Source organism: Anaerolineae bacterium, from assembly GCA_013178015.1.
Taxonomy (GTDB): Bacteria; Chloroflexota; Anaerolineae; order DRVO01; family DRVO01; genus Ch71.
Map to the genome: position 1 here is coordinate 1 of JABLXR010000006.1, position 17,526 is coordinate 17,526.

Genomic DNA, 17,526 nt, shown 5'->3' on the forward strand with positions numbered 1-17,526 from the left:
TCTTCCAGCAGCGATTGTGCCAGTTCGTGGAGAGGGCCGCTACAGAGGCACAGAGGCACGGAGAAGGGTCTAGGAAGTAGATTCTGCCTCCTTGGAGTCAGCTTGGCATACGTCCTGATTCCCTGTAACCTGTGGCCTGTTTCCTATCTCTGGGTCCCGTGCCTCTGTGGCGTCTTTGCTTGAGTAGGTGACGATGGAACTACGCGAATACTGGCGCATATTGCGGCGCTATGCTTGGCTCATCCTAATGATGGTGGGCGCCACGGCCGCCATCACTCTGGCACTCCGGGCTTTGCGCCCGCCGCAGACGGTCTACTCTGCCTCGGTGCGCCTCACGGTGGGCGTGGTCCCCGAGGACGGCAACGGCGAGTACTACACGTACGACCGCTACTACACCTGGCTTGCCTCCGAGTACCTGGTGGACGATCTTTCCGAGGTGGTACGCAGCGCTGATTTCGCCGCCGCCGTGTCCGAGCAGCTCGCTGCTAGGGGCATCGCTGTCGGCCCGGGCGAGATCTCCGGCGCCACCGTGCCCGTCAAGCAGCACCGCATTCTCACCTTGGGTGTGAGCGGTACAGACCCGGCGCGGGTGCAGGCGGTGGCCGAGGCGGCAGCGGAGGTCCTCCGCCAGCGCAATCGCGAGTTCCTGGCTCAGTTAGGCAGTGATAATGCAGCCGTCCACGTCATTGACCCGCCTTCAGTGGGACCCGTACCGCCCTCGCTGCGAGAGCGGCTGGACCTGCCCTTGCGCCTGGCCCTGGCTTTGGCGGCGGCGGTTGCCCTCGCCTTCGTCCTGGACTACGCCGACGACTCCGTGCGCGATGTCCGCGATTTCAGCGAACTTGGCGTCCCCCTGCTTGCCTCACTGCCCAAACGCCGGAGGTAGCGTTCCATGCTGGCCAAGGTGGCTTCCTGCGCTCTCGTCGGTCTCGAAGGCGAAGTCATCGAAGTGGAAATAGACGCTTCCCTGAGGGGTCTGCCCAGCCTCAACATCGTGGGCCTGCCCGACGCCGCCGTGCAGGAGGCGCGGGAGCGGGTCCGCTCCGCCCTCCTCAACAGCGGCCTGCGCATGCCCCGAGGGCGGGTGCTTCTCAACCTGGCCCCGGCGGACCTACGCAAGGAGGGCCCTTCGTACGATCTGCCCATCGCCGTGGCCCTGCTGCTGGGCTCTCAGCAACTGCTGGCCGATATCTCGGATGCTATGTTCATCGGCGAGTTGTCTCTGGACGGTAGCCTGCGGCACGTGAACGGCATTCTGCCCATGGCTACCGTCGCCCGCGCCCGGGGCTACAAGCGCCTGTTCGTGCCCGAGGTGGACGCGCCCGAGGCTGCCCTGGCGGACGGGCTCGAGGTCTACGGACTTCCCGACCTGATGAGCTTGCTCGGGCACCTACAGGGAGAGTTACGCCTAAAGCCTACTGTGGCCAGGCCGGACCTGGACGTAGAGCAGCCCGGCCTGACTGACATGGCCGAGATTGCCGGCCAGGAGCACGCCAAGCGTGCTCTAGAGGTAGCCGCCGCCGGAGGTCACAATGTGTTAATGAGCGGGCCTCCCGGAGCCGGCAAGACCTTGCTGGCCCGCTCCGTTCCCGGCATCCTGCCGCGATTGACGCTGGATGAGGCCCTGGACGTCACCCGCATCTACAGCGTGGCCGGCCTGCTCCCCGAGGGAGAGCCCCTGGTGCGGCAGCGCCCGTTCCGCTCCCCTCACCACACCATCAGCCACGCCGGGCTGGTGGGAGGTGGGAGCGTACCCCGGCCCGGGGAGATCAGCCTGGCTCATCGAGGTGTGCTCTTCCTGGACGAGCTGCCCGAGTACGACCACCGCAGCCTCGAGACCCTGCGTCAGCCCTTGGAAGATCACCACGTCACCATTTCCCGCGCCCGTGGGGCCATCACCTTCCCCTGCAACTTCATCCTCATCGGGGCCATGAACCCGTGCCCCTGTGGCTACCGGGGCGACCCCTATCACGAGTGCACCTGCTCCTCCGGCGCCATCGCCCGCTACCAGCAGCGTCTCTCCGGCCCTCTCCTGGACCGCTTCGACCTCCACGTGGAGGTCCCTCACGTCGAATACGACAAGCTCTCCGGCCACCAGAGAGGAGAGCCCTCCAGCGCCATCCGGGAGCGGGTGGAGGCGGCCCGAGCCCGACAGCGGGAGCGTTTCGCCGGCACCCCCCTCATCACCAACTCCGAGATGGGCCCGGCCGAGGTGCGCCAGTTCTGCCCCTTGGACCGGGAGTGCTCTTCGCTCATGCGGGCGGCCATGCAGCAATTGCGCCTGAGCGCCAGGGCGTACCATCGGGTGCTCAAGCTCGCCCGCACCATCGCCGACCTGGCCGGCAGCCAGGCGATCGCCACCGTCCACCTGGCCGAGGCGCTGCAGTACCGACAGAGAGGCGGAGCCTGAGAGCTGCAGCAGTATGCAAGCTGAAGACGGATGAGGCACCGTGGTTCACCCTCCGCCACTCCCCGGCTTCACGGGGCAGAGCCGGCATCATATCCATTGGAGCCCGCTTGGCGGTGCTCAACGCGGCGTCGCGCCACAGCTGCTCCGGGGGCCCGACACTGCTCTGCAGCAAGTGTGATTCGCCACACGCCTGCAGTCTACCAGGAGTCCAATCAGAGGCCGAGCGGTCTATGCAGCGCTCTGCGGGGTGCCCTCACAAGGAAGCAGGCCTAACCATTTGCGGCGGCCTTCATGAGTCTGTCCCCTCCAACGTGGGATCGCGCCACTCCTCTTGGTACTGCCCGATCTGCCAGACCAGCTCCATCGTGCCGACCACGCGCTGCAGACTGGAATCCGGCTGCTGTCCACTCTCTATGCAGCGAAGGAAATGCTCTGTCTCCGCCTGAAAGCCGTAGGTGACACGCGTGTCGGTGCCTCCAGTCAGGTCCCGATCGGTGTAGACCATCGGCTGTCGTGCGTCATCCAGCCAAATCTCGACCACCTCAGGTGCCCGCACGTAAGCTGAGATCCGGCGACCATGGAGCTCGAAACGCTCATAGCGGGCACCGGAGGAGCGGTTGGCGGTCAGGATGCCCACTCCTGCGTTCTCAAACTCGATGAGGGCGTGGAAGCTATTCTGCCATGTGGAGTCGAACGACCGAACCACGCTGGACACTCTACTGAAGCTGCCACCGGACCAGTGCAGCCAGTCCACAGAGTGAATCACGTCGGAGACGAGCGTGCTCATGCCATAGTGCGGCGTGCGAAGGTTCTTGTGAAACTCAGCCAGACAGACATTTGTAGGGCCGCGCTCCTCTACTAGATCCCTTGCCCTGACGAGCACTGGGCAGTGCCGCCGGTTGAAGCCCACCATTGAGAGGCAGCCCGCCCTTTCGGCCGCCGCTGCCAGCGCTCGGGTCTCGGCAAGATTGGCCCCAGGCGGCTTCTCCAGGAACACATGCTTCCCTGCAGCTAGACAGTCCAGCACTATCGAGGCTACCTCCAGAGGCGAGACAACCACGTATACGGCCTCGACCCCAGATCGCTCAAGAAGATCGTGGTAGTTCGTGTACATCTGCCGGATGCCAAAGCGGTCCGCTGCCGCCTGTGCTCGGGCTCGGTCCAGGTCACATACGGCTTCCAGCGACGCCCTGCCTGAAGCTACCAGGCTGGGACAGTGAACGTCGTTGGCCATCCGGCCGGAGCCTATGATCCCCACTTTGACCATGAGAAACCTCGCCAATGATCGTGATTGCCCACCTGGCCCAACTGCCGCGCGGTAGGACCTGGGCGTGGTGCGCCAACGTCACTGCTGGAGCCCCATGCCCGAGGGCAGGATCTAGCCAACCGGATCTTCCGAGAGAGGCTCTCAGCATGGGCCCCTCGGCGATGGCCGCCGCCCATCTTAGCAGGCTACGCCCGGAAGCACCGAACCACACATGGCAGCGAACACGGCCCTGGCAACCCACCACATAGCGCCGGCAAGCATCATGAACAGCCACGGACAGAGACGTCCCGTGTGCATCGACGGCATCTAGATGCGCAGCGCTGACCATTCCTGGATGTGGCTGACCGCCCCCGGGGGGCCAAGCCGTGCGTACAGATCCTCGGTCCACAGATACGACGTTGGCCTAGCGGTGTTGACCCTGTGGAATTCATAGGGCTCCAGGAAGACGATCCTCGTTGGCCACAGAAGGCCCGCCACGTAGGGCAGGTCCGTGTACCGCAACACGCTCAGCATCTCGGTGCAGTCACCAATACCATTGGGATGGCCAGGTGCGTCTTGGGTGGCGGGAGGATCGGCCAGAACCACGGCGCTAAGGGTTCCATCCAGCAATGCCGTGTAGAGGGCCACCACGGACATGTCCCCAGCCCCGGAGATCGCGATGCGATCCGCGCGGACGCTGTCAAGCGAACGCGCCATTTCCAGGGCCCTGAGCGCGTCATAGACACGCATCGACGCGACAGTGCGCCCAATGGCAGCGCTTGCGCGCCTCACGTGCCACGCCAGGCCATCGCCCCATGACGTCTCGTCCACCCCGCGGACCGCTACCGCGAGCCAACTCCAGTCAGCTCCGAGATCCGACAGGCCAGCCGGTACCAGATGGCGCAAGTAGGGCCGGGTATCCCTGGAGATCGAATCCCGAGATCCCACGAGATGCACTAGGAGCCTATGCTCCCCAGCAGCCCCCTCCTTCGGAGCAGCCAGTATCGCGGGCAGCCGCCAGCCCTCCTCCGGGGTGAAGCCTAACCTGGCGAAGCGGTGTGAAGCGGTTTCCCACTCGAAATCCGTCGTTACCTCAAGGTGGCAAGGCGGATCAGGGAAATGGCCAAACGTCCTGGGTCTGAGGTTTTGTAGAAGCGCTTCCCGATGCGCGACCAGATCGGAGGGTGACTCTATAGCAGGAGCTGACGCGCGAGGGACGAAGATGTCATGAGCCGTAGTCGTGCGTTCATTGGGCGGCAGTACCCTATCCGGGAAGACAAGCAGGTCCTCGTGCTTCTCGAGCAACAGCGGATCCTCCACGAGATCGGGCACCAGGTGAGGGTCTACGTCTTCTCCCCGCAAGTGCCTCATGAACCACGCGTAGGTGGCCTTACGCGATACCTCATGGTAGCCATGCGGTCCTGGTGTCTCGATGAGCGCCACCCGGTCTTCTCTGCCGAGCAACTCATACACCGCCCTGATCCGCTGGAAGCACTCCTTCATGGAGTCGGTCGAGTACAGGTAGTCTCCCTCAGCCACCGAGATGAGTAAGGCTCTAGGAGCAATCAGAGCACCGATGTCGGGCAGATCCCACCGATACGTGTTGATCCATAACATGCAGTCGCAGTGATCATCAACGGTGCGGTCGATAATCTGCGTGGAGAGTGTGGCCGTCCCGCAGTTGGGAGCGACGGCCCCAACTCGCTCATCTGCGGCCCCCAGGAACCAGGTGATAGCTCCCCCTCCTGAGTTCCCCATGGCACCGATGCGGTCGGGGTCCACTTCAGAGCGGCTCTGAAGGAGATCAACCCCCCGCACCGCATTCCACATCTCTACGCCAGCCGGCGTATAGCCGCGGCTAAGCCACTGGTACTGCCCATGGCTGTAGGGCCCGTGGTGGGTGCCAAACATCTCCCAGTACTCGATTGTATCGAGGACTAATGTGACGAAACCCAGCTTGGCTAGATGCTGGCAGTGGTATTGGCTGGCGGTCTTTTGCGTGTACGAGTGGCCGTTCAGGTAGATCACTGCCGGATAAGGACTCTTGCCCGAGACAGGGAGATAGAGATTCGCCGTCACGTACAGCCCGGGAATCGACTCAAAGCACAGAACCTCGATGCGGTAGCCGGCCGAAGAGCGGTCCAGAAGCCGGACAGTCCGCACATTAAGCGGAGGGCGCTCTTCCTTCGAGGGAACAGATGGCATTCCCATCATCTCCATGTACTGCTGCCAACGACGCGGACGCTGGGCGTACCATTCCTCGGCCGTTTCCGGCATTTCCCTAACCGAGGCGTCCGAAATGCGCCTTGCCTCTCGACACAGGCATTCGCGAATGTTGTTCACCACTGCCTCCTCAATTGCAGCGACGAGAGACCTGGCAGACGCTCGAGCCGGCACGAAACCACCCATCTAGCTTCAGTGACAGGTCGGGAGGACGCACAACGGTTAGCAGGGCTGGCCCTGGTTGGGGGGCCGCCGTCAGCAACACGCCATCAGCCCTTGAGTCCTGAGAGAGTGATGCCCTGGATGAAATAGCGCTGGGAGAAGAAGAACACGATGAGGCAAGGCAACATGACAATGACCGAGTACGCCATGAGATGCTGCCACTGTGTATAGTACTCATCGCGGAAGGCGACCAGACCCAGAGCCAGGGGCCACTTCTTCGCGGTCCGCAAGTAGATGAGCGGCTCCATGAAGGAGTTCCAGTTGCCGACAAAGGAGAACACAGCGACGGCGGCCAGAGCCGGCCCCGCCAGTGGCATTATGATCCGCCACCAGATCAGGGGCGGAGTCGCCCCATCCATTGTAGCCGCTTCGTCGAACTCCTTGGGGATTCCCATGAAGAACTGCCGTAGCAGGAAGACATAGAAGGCGCTTGCGAAGAACGAAGGTACAACCAGGGGCTTGAAGGTGTTGGTCCATCCCATCCTGTGGAACAGCACGAACAGCGGGATCATGGTCACCTGCCCGGGCAGCATCATGGTGGATAGCAGAACCGCGAACAGGACGTTTCTGCCCGGCCATTCGAGTCTGGCGAAAGCAAAGGCCACGATCGCCGAAGAGATAACCACGGCGCACATCGGCACAACGGTGATGATAAGCGTGTTCACGAAATACCTGGCAGTGGGCACCATCACGAGCGCGTCTACGTAGTTCCCAAACTCCACCGGGTTGGGTATCCAAATAGGCGGGTTGGTGAAGACCTGGGCGTCTGTCTTGAGTGATGTTGACAGCATCCACAGGAAAGGAAAGAGGAAAGTCACGCCTACAGCGACCATCAGGGCATACAGGATCAGCGCCCGACCCACCACCAACGTGCGCCTAATCACAACGCGCCGTCGCCAGACCGTCGAGCTCTGCACATGGACGGGCTGAATCTCGACCGTCATTTCCCTACCTCGGATGACCAGCAGCAGTGCCGCGATCGTTGCCCATCAGGCCCGACCCGTGAGAGGAGCGGGAGACTCGTAGTACACCCACCGGCCGGAAGACCGGAAGACCACAAACGTGAAGAAGAGCACGACCAGGAACAGAACCCAAGCCATGGCCGAGGCATAGCCCATCCGCAGGTATTGGAAAGCATTGTAGTAGAGGTAGAGCACGTAGAAGAGGGTCGAGTTTGCCGGTCCACCCCTAGTCATGATGTAAGCATTGGTGAAGACTTGAAAGCTGCCGATGATACCCATTACCAGGTTGAAGAAGATTGTCGGCGTGATCAACGGCAAGGTGACATGACGAATCTTCTGCAGCCAGGCTGCCCCATCCACCATTGATGCATCGTATAGCTCGGCGGGGACACCCTGGAGTGCCGCCAAGAATATGACCATCGCCCTCCCGATCCCCCAGAAGCTCATCAGGATGAGGGCCGGTTTGGACCAATTCGGGTGCTGAAGCCAGAGAGGGCCCCTGATCCCCACTCGTTCGAGGAAGAGGTTGACTAGACCCAGGCTGGGATCGAACAGCCAAAGCCACAGCATCGAAAGAGCTACGCCAGACACCACCGAAGGCAAGTAGTAGACAGTGCGGAAGAGATTCTCGCCCGGCATTCCCTGATTGAGCAGCACCGCCACCGCCAGCGCAAGGGCGAGGGAGAGAGGGACCTGAAAGACCGAATAATACACCGTATTATAGATCGCGATAGTGTGACGATAGTCGTCCGTGAACAGCTCCACGAAGTTCCGCAGCCCGACAAACGAGGGCGGTTTGAGCACATTATAGTCCGTGAAACTGAAGTAGATAGACGCAACCATGGGACCAAGCGTGAATGCAAGAAAGCCAATAACCCACGGGGAGACCATAAGGAATCCCCAGAGACGCTGTTGGCGCATGTCAAGTCCTTCTACAGGCGGTCAGCGGTCCGACAGTGGATCCTCAGAGGATCCCCTGTCGGACCAGAGTGGACCAGTTGGAGTGAGTCTGCTATGTCCCTTCGATGTCGAGCCCGGTATCAGGCCAATCGGGATAGGGTTCCATCGCTTTGTTGACCTCGGCCTCGGCATCGGCCAGCGCCTGCTCAGGCGACTTCACACCGAGGCTGACGGATTCAAGCATGGTGGCGATGGTATCTCCCATCTGTGAGTGTATGGGCCACTTACCCTGAGGGGCACCGTAGGTCGCGATGCCTTTGAAGGTCGCGGCGGTGCCACGGAGGCGCATGTAGTCACTTTGGTCCACGGCTGACTTGCGTGGTGGTAGCTGGCCCCTGCTCTCGGCATATGCCACCAGACTATCTAGGGAAAGGTGTAGCTTCAGGAAGTCCCAAGCCGCTTCGGGATACTTGGAGTTGGGGGCAAGGGCCACCTGGTTGATGTAGGCTGTAACCACACGCCGCTCCTTCAGCGGCGGTAGAGGCAGCACCCAGTACTCCTCTTTCTCCGGCGCGTACTTGACCAACTCGCGCCAGTAGTACGAGGACACGTACCAGGCAATCACCACTTGCCCGGTGGCAAAGTAGTTGATGGGCGACTCTGCCAGTGGTGCTGCGCCTGTGGGCGCGGCAGCCCAGTTACGCTCTTTGATAAAGTTGAGGGCCCAAAGCCCGGCCTCGCTGTTGAAGGCGGCCTTGCCCCCTTTGAGTAGCGCGCCCTTGGCGCTATAGAGCACAAGGTAGTACTCAAGAGCGTAGTTGTCTGCAGTAGATCCCATCCGAACTAGCTTGCCGTCCTCAACAATGGTGAGCTCCGGCACAGCAGCCAGATAGTCATCGAAAGTCCAGTCGTCCGGAATCGTGACACCCGCTTCTTCAGTCAGGTCCCGCCGATAGCAGTAGTCACGAGGGGCAAGCACGTTGGGCAGGCCCCACATCTCGCCCTGCCATTCGCAGTAGTAGGTGCAGAAATCGAAGAAGTCCTCCGCTTCCTCCCACTCCGCAAGTCTCTCGTTGAGGGGCAGGGAAAGCTGATTCTCAGCAGCGATTGGGCTCATCTGCGCCCACATAGTGAAGATGTCCGGAAGGGCGTTGGCTGCCTTCGAGGTCAGCAGCACCTCCTGAAGGCTTCCGGAAGGCAACGGGGTGATCTCTATGTTTCCGTTAGGATACTTCTCCTTCCAGGCCGGTATTAGCACCTCGTCAATGTACGGCTGATAGTCCGGGTTGACAGCGATCTGGCCCAGTAGGTCGAACTTCTCGTCCGACGGCGCCGGGGCCGCCACTTCCGTGGCGGCAACAGCCTCCGGCGCGACCGGAGCGGCTGAGGGCGTCGGCGCACATGCTGCCAGTACGCCACTTGAGGCGATGGCCACGCCAAGTAGCCCGGAGTCCTTTAGCAGAGCTCTACGAGTGATCCTGCCCATCTCTTCAGCCTCCTGTAGGCGAATGGAGAGCGATACCCGTCCACTAGCTTGTCAGCTTCCACCTCCAGGTCGCGTGTGGTACCATACTCGTACTGTGTACTGCACTCCGTAGCCCGCTTCAACCCTTCTCCGCCGATCGGCTGCCAGGCTCGCTGCCAAGACGCTGCCATGCGCTCGCTGGAGGCGTGGAACAACCTGAGAGATACTGGGCAGGGGCAACCTACCCATCGGAGGCTCGATGCTCAAGTCCGTCTCCACTGTACTGCTTGAGGGTTACGAGGGCGACGAACACGTCCAGGAGCTTCGCTGGCGATCCCTGCTGCTCGTGGCACTGGCCTGTGCTATCTTGGCCTACGTATGGCTGTTCCAGGCCGCCACTTTCCCGGCCGGATTGTCAGGGTCAGTCCTGCCGCCTCTGGGCATGGTGGCTCCACCTCTGGTGCTGACCGCTGCCACCGCTATGGTACTGGCTCTGAGGAGGTACCACGCCATTGCCCCGGCAGTGATGGCGAGCGGACTCGTGGCGTGTCTCTTCATCTGGCAAGACCCTATGCGCTACTACCTGGCTCCCGGGGCCGTCTGCGTCATCGGCCTTCTGGGCAGCCGCCGCCTGGGGGTGCTGGCCACCCTGGCTGTCTCGTCTCTGCCTGATGCTCCCGGTCCAATGCTCACGTCCGTCTGGCTGGTCCTCTTTGCAGTGTACCTGTCAAGCGACTCCTTCTATGCTCTCATTCATGATGCCCTGATCAGAGAAGAGGCTGCCGCTGACCTTTCTCGCGAGCTACTGGAGCGCCGTGGTGAGCTTCGGCGCCTCAACGACTCGCTTCGCAACGCTTACCTTCTCCTTGAGCGCACCAATCATGAGCTTGCTGAAGCCAGGGACGAGGCCGAAGAGGCTCGGCGGCTCAAAGCGCGGTTCGCTGCTGTGGTCAGCCATGAGTTGCGAACTCCGCTCAACCTGATTCTCGGGTTCACTGAGGCCATGCACAAGATGCCGGAGCTCTACCGAGGGGCCGTGTTCACGCCAGAGCTGCGCGGCGACATCCGCGAGGTCTACCGTAGCGCCAGATACCTGCTCTCGCTGGTAGATGACGTGCTGGACCTGTCCCGTGTAGAGCAGACCGATCTGGCTTTGATGCCGCAGGAGACTGATATCACGACCCTCATCCGCGAAGCTACCTCCGCTGTGGCAGGGCTCTTCCGCGGGCGGCCCGTCCGCCTGAGGGAGGAGTTCTCCGACCCCATCCCCCCCTGCATCGTGGACCCCACGCGCATTCGACAGGTGCTCACCAACCTGCTGACCAATGCTGCGCGGTTCACCGCCGAAGGTGAAGTGTGTGTCAGCGCATGGTTCGACGGGAACTACCAGGAGATAGTGGTGTGCGTAAGCGACACCGGTCCTGGCCTGCCCGCGGAAGACAGAACGCGCGTGTTTGACGCTTTCTTCCAGGTGACTGGCTCCCTGGGACGGGAGTATGGTGGCTCCGGGCTCGGTCTCGCCATCTGCAAGACATTTGTGCAGCTTCATGGCGGCCGCATCTGGGTGGAGAGCGAAGTCGGTCAGGGCAGCCGGTTCTACTTCAGCCTTCCGCTTCGCCCGTACTGGCGCAGCCTTGAGAAGTGGAAGCTCCAAGGTTCCGCAGATCCCTTCGGGGACAGCTTGTTGGTGCTCGGCGATGCGGGAGGTCTATCAGAGACTCTCCAGCGATCTCTATCCGACCTGAACATCCACCACGTTGCCGACCCGCTTGATCTGAAGGAGGCAATTGCCCAGTGGCACCCCCGATGCGTCGTCGCTTTCGGGCAACACAGTGGACGACCGGCAGCTGAGTCCCTCGAGGGCTTGGCAGCTTGGCCGGGGCTGCCGCTTCTGCTCTGCGAGTTGCCGGATGGCAAGCCCCTTTCATCCTACCCACAGATCAGGGGAGTCCTGCGCAAACCAATCGCACAACGGGCCTTGGTGCAAGCCGTGGACGAGCTGGGCCCGGTGCGCACCCTACTGGCGGTGGATGATGAAGAGGGCATGACGAGGCTCATACAGCGGATGCTCTCGCAGGCCCGGCCACATGTCTCAGTCCTAGCCGCTCACGATGGCGATGAAGCTCTCTCTGCTCTGCGCCAGTTCCGACCTGACGCTCTGGTTCTAGATCTGGCGATGCCGGGCAGGGATGGTCTATCACTATTGGAGGCTATGGCAAGCGAGAGCCTGGCCAACATACCCGTGGTTGTCCTCACTGGCCTGGGCGAACATGGAGACGAGATAGCAGTCAGGCGTGTCGCTATCCAGTCCTTGCCTGGCCTTCGCGAGACGGAATTCATAGGCATCCTGCAGAGCCTGGCGCAGACGGCTCGGCCTTCGTATTTGGGACAAGCCGCGGCAGCTGACTTCTGCGACCCCGAGCCAGCCCAGCGCTCGCTGGCGCTTGACCCTCGTGATGGGAGGTGAACTCTGCAGGAGCAGTCGAAGATTACTGAGGAAGATGTGCGGGAGCTCCTCGGCGGGCTCTACGACAACGCCTACTTGAGCCAGCACCGCCTGTTGCCCATGCTGGTCGAGTCGCCCTCGCCCGACCCTGGATTCAGAGCTCAGCAGCTGCGCAGTCTGGTCATCGACACCGTCAACTCCCTCTGGCCGGCGGGAAGGCCATCCACAGGCGATAGAAAGCAGCGGGCCTGCCGCGCACTGGCCTATCGCTACCTCGACGGCCTGGCAAACGCTGACATTCGAAAGCGACTGGCCATCTCCGAGAGGCAGCTGTTCCGAGACCTTAGCCTTGGAGTGCACCTTCTGGCTGTGGCTCTGTCCGCCCGCGCGGGCCGGCGGCCCGAGCCCAGTGAAGAGGCGCTAGCTGCCAGCTTGAGCAGAGTTGGCCTGAGACTGGAGCGGCTGTCCCTGCAAGAGGTGTGTTCCCAGGCGCTTCCGGTGGCGGAGAAGCTGGCGACCAAGCTGGACAAGAAGCTGGTCGTCGAGGATGGTAGCAGCGGCGATTCCTTAGCTGTTGCCGATATGGCCCTGTCCCGTCAGGCTCTTATCGTGGTGCTAGCCTACGCTCTCCGCGCCGCAAGGTCAGAAGTGCTGCTCGAGCAGACCACCGGTACACAGACTGAGATCATCACCGTCCGGTTCGAAACGGATCCACAGCGCCTTGAGGACAGTGATCCAGAGGCACTGCACCTGGCCCGGCAGTTGCTCGAGCAGCAGGGCGGTTCTCTGCAAGTCTCTACCGCTGGCGAGCAGGTCATATGTCTTCACTGGCCCAAGTTCCAGTCTCCCGCCATCCTCGTGGTGGAGGACGACCCCGGCATGCTGCGCCTCTTTGGCCGTTACCTTGGCGGGCACGGGTATCGGGTGATCGGGCTCTCAGACGGCTCGAGAGCCGTCGAACTCGCCCGCGAGAACCGGGTGCGTCTGGTGATACTGGACGTAATGATGCGCGGCATGGATGGGTGGGCAGTGCTGCAGCGGCTGAAGGCCAGCCCCGACACGCAGAGTGTCCCCGTTCTAGTCTGTTCAGTGATCAACGAGCCGCACCTAGCCAGCGTGTTGGGGGCAGAGATGCTCCTGAGGAAGCCGGTAACGGGAGAGCAGCTGCTGGAGGCTGTGGCCACCATCGTGGGCATATGAGCGGAACCGTAGACTCGCAGGCTGCACATCGGCAGTTGCAGCCCAAAGGGCCGACTCGTCTTTGGCAGTATCCTGGCCCATGGTTGGGTCTCCCGAATCGCTCGACTCGCGGTCGGAGACATGGCGCCTCCTCCTGGCGCCAGGGCGTACCATCGGGTGCTCAAGCTCGCCCGCACCATCGCCGACCTGGCCGGCAGCCAGGCGATCGCCACCGTCCACCTGGCCGAGGCGCTGCAGTACCGGCAACGGGCGGTGGGGTAGGTCTGTCGCGCTATCGCTCAGCGCCCGCCCGTGGGCCGAGGACAGTCACATATGGCCGCCCCCAACCGCATCGAGCGCGATTGCATCGGCGCCTGCCGTCCCGCCGCATGCTGCACTGGGCGTGATCCCTCTGCCACTCCCCTTCTCGAGAGAGACACATGCCATTCCGTTGCGTGCGATGTCCAGGTGCGGTCTCTGTACGCGTAGCTTGCTCCTGTGATATGCTTCCTTCGAGGTCGCGTCACCTACAGATTCGGCCTGAGGCAGCCGCATGAATGAGGCTGACCCACTTATCCGCACTAAGCTCCGCCTGCCCTTCACCCGCTCGGGGCTCGTCGCCCGACCGCGGCTCCAGCGACAGATCGCTCAAGGGCTGCAAGGCCCCGTCACTCTCATCACCGCCCCTGCCGGCTTCGGCAAGACTACCCTGGTGGCATCGTGTGTTGTCGGCTCCGGAATGCCTGTAGCCTGGCTGTCTCTCGACAAGGACGACAACCGGCCGGGGCGATTCCTCAGCTACCTGGTTGCTGCTCTGCAGGAGGCCGACAGCCGAATCGGGCGGCAGGCTGCGCCGCTCTTGGCATCACGACAAGCACCGCCTGAAGCGGTGCTCACCAGTCTCATCAATGACTTGGATGCCTGCGATGGGCAGATCGCTCTCGTACTGGACGATTACCAGGCGATCAGCAGCGAGGCCGTGCACGAGCAAGTAGCTTTCCTCCTCGAGCACTGCCCTACTGCCCTGCATCTGGTGATCGCTACCCGCTCGGACCCGTTGCTTCCGCTGGCGCGTTGGCGGGTGCGCGGCCACACCCTCGAACTTCGGGCGGCCGATCTACGCTTTACCCAGTCCGAGGCAACCCTCCACCTGAACGACGTCATGGGCCTCCGCCTGGACGCGGAATCGGTGGCAGTACTGGAAGAACGCACGGAAGGGTGGATCGCTGGCCTGCAGATGGCAGCACTGTCCATGCGCGATCGCGAGGACGTCTCTGGGTTCATTCAGGGCTTCTCAGGCACCAACCGCTACATCATGGACTACTTGCTGGAAGAGGTGCTGGCCAGCCAGCCGCCCGAGGTCCAGCGCTTTCTGCTACACACCTCGATTCTGGAGCAGCTGTCCGCGCCACTTTGTGCAGCAGTCCTAATAGCTGAAGAGCAGGACGATGCGGTCGCTGACGGGCTATCAGCATTCGCCGGGCTTCCCACCTCCTCGGCCTGCCAGCAGGTCCTCGAGTACGCGGAGCGGGCGCAGCTGTTCCTGGTACCCCTGGATGATGAACGGATCTGGTATCGCTACCATCATCTGTTCGCCGACCTGCTGCGTACACAACTGCAGAAGTCTCTCGGCGCCCAGGGCATCGCCCGGCTGCACGTCCGCGCCGCCGACTGGCACGGACAGCATGGCTCGGTACTGGAAGCGATCAGTCATGCCTCCAAGGCCTGGGACGACGAGAGGGTCGAGCGCTTCATAGCGCAGCACTACATGGAACTGGTAAGCCAGGGCGAGCAGTCCTGGTTGCGTACCTGGACGGGGAAGCTGGACCGGGAACTGGTGCACAGCCGCCCCCTGCTATGCATCTATGAAGCATACAGCCACTCCTGGTTCGGCGAACTGGACGAAGCTGATCTGCTGCTGGAAGAGGCTGAGAGGCGCATTCGCTCTGAGATCTCGGCACCCGACGCGCACTCGATGGAGGTGCTCCTCGCCTATGTAAGAAGCCGCGTCACCGCCATGCGCGGAGATATCCAACGAGCCATCCAGTATTGCCTTGCGGCCCGCGCCGGCGTCCCTGCTGGCCATCTGGCCCTGCAACTGGACACCGGCATCACACTCGGATACGAATACTTCTTGGCTGGTGACTACGATAACGCCGCCCCGGTGCTAAAGGACACGGTCCGATTGGGGGTTGCGGCCGGTGCCGTCATCAACACCGTGGCCGCGGCTTGCCTTCTGGCCAGGCTGCACGCCGTCCAGGGCAGGTTGCACGAGTCGCTTGGCACCTACCAGATGGCTGCGCAAGCAATCCCTGAGGCGGGGGGCCAGCATCTCGGCGCCAGGGCCCTGATCGAGGTCGGCCTGGCAGATGTGCTTTGCGAGTGGAATGACCTGGTGGCTGCTCTGGCTCACGTGAAGCAAGGCCTGGCCCTGCTTCCCTTCTGGGACAAGGCAGACGATTGGGTCCTGGCCTACATCACTCTGGCTCGGATCAGTCTGGCCCTGGCGCGCAGGGGCGACGCGATAGAAGCCGTAGAAAGAGCAGCCCAGCTCGCGCAGGCGAGGGGCATCTTCTCCGAAGCTCGAGGCGCGGTCGAGGCCGCCCAGGCCAGGCTGTGGCTGGCCCGAGGCGAGCTGCGGCAAGCCTACCGTTGGGCAGCATCGTGGGAGGAGCGCTCCGCCACGGAGGGTGCGTTTCGGTTCGAGCACGAGGTGGCCCACATTGCCCGGGCCAGGGTGCTCATGGCGCAGAGCAGGCCCAACGCAGCCATCGGTCTGCTGCTGGATCTTGAGGAGACGGCCCGGTCAGCAGGACGGATGGGCCGAGTCATCGAGATCCTTCTCCTCAAGACACGGGCGATGTGGCACATGGGCGATTCCGAGTCTGCCCTTCAGGAATTGACCGGTTGTCTCGCTCTGGCCGAGCCCGCCGGTTACGTACGGGTCTTCCTGGACGAGGACCGACCCATGCGGACGCTGCTGTCTCAGTGGCTAGCCCGTGCCAGCCCCGGCTCGCTTCGAGACTACGCTGTCCGTCTGCTTTGCCAGTTCGACGCCGAACCACAGGCAGTGACGGCAACGCCGGCGAAGGACGCCCCAGTCGGCGACCTGGCCGAGCCACTGAGCCAGCGCGAGCTGGAGGTTCTCCGCCTGCTAGCCCTGGGCAGAACCAACAAGGAGATCGCCCGCCAGCTCGTCGTGGCGCCCGGCACAGTAAAAGCCCACACGGCCAGCATCTACCGCAAGCTGGACGTTGCCAACCGGTCCCAGGCGGTGGCCCGCGCCAGAGAGCTCGACATCCTCCCCTGAGATCCCCACACACGCCGCAGTGGCCAGACGCCACGCGCCAGCGCCCTAAACCCTCCGGGTAAACCACAGATATCCCCTTTGGCAGATGCGGGCTTCCTCGCTGCGCGCGAGACTAGGGCCGTACATCGGCAAGGAGGGCCACGGTGCCGCAATGGTATGAGATCACAGTCAGGGGCCATCTCGATCCGCGCTGGTCGGTGAGGTTCGCCGACCTGCAAGTGACGCACCTGGAGGGGAATGCAACCCGGCTGTCCGGCCTACTCCCGGATCAGGCGGCGCTCCACGGGCTACTGGAGCGCATACGCGACCTCAACCTGACCCTGATCTCCGTTACCTGCGGCGGTCCTTCTACCGAGTGGCGCGAATGATAGGCATGGAGGGAGACATGACTAGTCTAGCCGCCGGTTCCCGCACTATGGCCGTGATGATCTGCCTTATCCTACTGCTTGCCGCCACAATTGGCCTGGCCTCTTGCGCAAGCGCAACCGGAGACGTTCTCACCTACGATCTGGTGGAGCCTCTCAATGGCGTGACGTCTGCCAGGTTCAACATCGACGCAGGCAACGGCAACCTCACCATTGACTGGCTCACCGGAGGCGAGCCGCTGCTGGCAGGGGGCACCCTGCAGTACCTGGAAAGGCAAGGGCAGCCCATGCGGACTCTGGTCTCGTTTCTCGGCGAGGCTACGCTAACACTGGAGGGAGGGGATCAGGGACAGTCCTGGTTCCGCCTGCCTTGGGCAGCCTGCAACGGGGCCACCGAGTGGAACATCCACCTCAATCCCACAGTCTCGTCCGATATCACCGCCCACAGCAACGGCGGCAACGTCAGGCTGAACCTGGCCAGCATGGCTGTCACCAGAGTCACGGCCGATACCGGCGGAGGCAACATGGAAGTGATCCTGCCCGACAACGCCACCAACCTCACCGTCTCTGCCAAGACGGGCGCGGGAAACGTACTGGTCAGCCTCCCAAGCGGCCTCGCAGCACGCATCCACGCTACCACCGGACTGGGTAAGGTGATCGTGGACCCGAGCTTCAGCCAGACCGACAAACACACCTACCAATCATCCGACTACGATACCGCCGCCAACAGGGTCGAGCTCACCCTCAGCAGCGGCGCGGGCAACGTGAACGTCACCACCAACTAAGGCCTGGATCCCG

At 62.6% G+C, this 17,526-nt stretch carries 13 protein-coding genes; 8 read left to right on the forward strand and 5 right to left on the reverse strand.

All coding sequences use genetic code 11. The features are described 5' to 3' along the window. The first annotated feature begins 193 nt into the window (after positions 1-193). On the forward strand, positions 194-886 hold the full coding sequence (locus tag HPY83_02940; GenBank protein NPV06904.1) for a hypothetical protein: 693 nt from the start codon (positions 194-196) through the stop codon (positions 884-886). A 6-nt stretch (positions 887-892) separates the two neighbouring features. Continuing rightward, positions 893-2,410, forward strand: coding sequence for a YifB family Mg chelatase-like AAA ATPase (locus tag HPY83_02945; protein ID NPV06905.1), 1,518 nt, complete (start codon positions 893-895; stop codon positions 2,408-2,410). A 289-nt stretch (positions 2,411-2,699) separates the two neighbouring features. Here HPY83_02945 and HPY83_02950 read toward each other — a convergent pair whose 3' ends face one another. The 5 genes from HPY83_02950 to HPY83_02970 all read right to left on the reverse strand — a co-directional run bounded on the left by HPY83_02950 (position 2,700) and on the right by HPY83_02970 (position 9,449). After that, on the reverse strand, positions 2,700-3,677 hold the full coding sequence (locus HPY83_02950; GenBank protein NPV06906.1) for a Gfo/Idh/MocA family oxidoreductase: 978 nt from the start codon (positions 3,675-3,677) through the stop codon (positions 2,700-2,702). Between the two features lie 306 nt (positions 3,678-3,983). Then, on the reverse strand, positions 3,984-5,999 hold the full coding sequence (locus HPY83_02955; GenBank protein NPV06907.1) for a hypothetical protein: 2,016 nt from the start codon (positions 5,997-5,999) through the stop codon (positions 3,984-3,986). A gap of 149 nt (positions 6,000-6,148) precedes the next feature. Further along, entirely contained in the window at positions 6,149-6,985 is an 837-nt protein-coding gene (locus HPY83_02960) for a carbohydrate ABC transporter permease (GenBank protein ID NPV06908.1), read from the reverse strand. 105 nt (positions 6,986-7,090) lie between these two features. Next, on the reverse strand, positions 7,091-7,984 hold the full coding sequence (locus HPY83_02965; GenBank protein ID NPV06909.1) for a sugar ABC transporter permease: 894 nt from the start codon (positions 7,982-7,984) through the stop codon (positions 7,091-7,093). A gap of 91 nt (positions 7,985-8,075) precedes the next feature. Continuing rightward, a complete protein-coding gene (locus tag HPY83_02970) occupies positions 8,076-9,449 on the reverse strand; it encodes an extracellular solute-binding protein (GenBank protein ID NPV06910.1) in 1,374 nt (457 codons plus the stop codon). Positions 9,450-9,687: 238 nt separating this feature from the next. Here HPY83_02970 and HPY83_02975 point away from each other — a divergent pair, with 238 nt between their 5' ends. The 6 genes from HPY83_02975 (at position 9,688) to HPY83_03000 (ending at position 17,513) form a co-directional block, all read left to right on the forward strand. Continuing rightward, a complete protein-coding gene (locus HPY83_02975) occupies positions 9,688-11,895 on the forward strand; it encodes a hybrid sensor histidine kinase/response regulator (GenBank protein ID NPV06911.1) in 2,208 nt (735 codons plus the stop codon). A 36-nt stretch (positions 11,896-11,931) separates the two neighbouring features. Then, positions 11,932-13,074: a response regulator gene (locus HPY83_02980; GenBank protein NPV06912.1), complete on the forward strand. Its 1,143-nt coding sequence runs from the start codon at positions 11,932-11,934 to the stop codon at positions 13,072-13,074. 120 nt (positions 13,075-13,194) lie between these two features. Beyond that, positions 13,195-13,335: a hypothetical protein gene (locus HPY83_02985; GenBank protein ID NPV06913.1), complete on the forward strand. Its 141-nt coding sequence runs from the start codon at positions 13,195-13,197 to the stop codon at positions 13,333-13,335. A gap of 271 nt (positions 13,336-13,606) precedes the next feature. Next, positions 13,607-16,363, forward strand: coding sequence for a helix-turn-helix transcriptional regulator (locus tag HPY83_02990; GenBank protein NPV06914.1), 2,757 nt, complete (start codon positions 13,607-13,609; stop codon positions 16,361-16,363). 143 nt (positions 16,364-16,506) lie between these two features. Beyond that, complete coding sequence (locus tag HPY83_02995) at positions 16,507-16,731, forward strand: hypothetical protein (GenBank protein NPV06915.1); 225 nt, start codon at positions 16,507-16,509, stop codon at positions 16,729-16,731. A 17-nt stretch (positions 16,732-16,748) separates the two neighbouring features. After that, on the forward strand, positions 16,749-17,513 hold the full coding sequence (locus tag HPY83_03000) for a hypothetical protein (protein NPV06916.1): 765 nt from the start codon (positions 16,749-16,751) through the stop codon (positions 17,511-17,513). Positions 17,514-17,526: the final 13 nt, after the last annotated feature.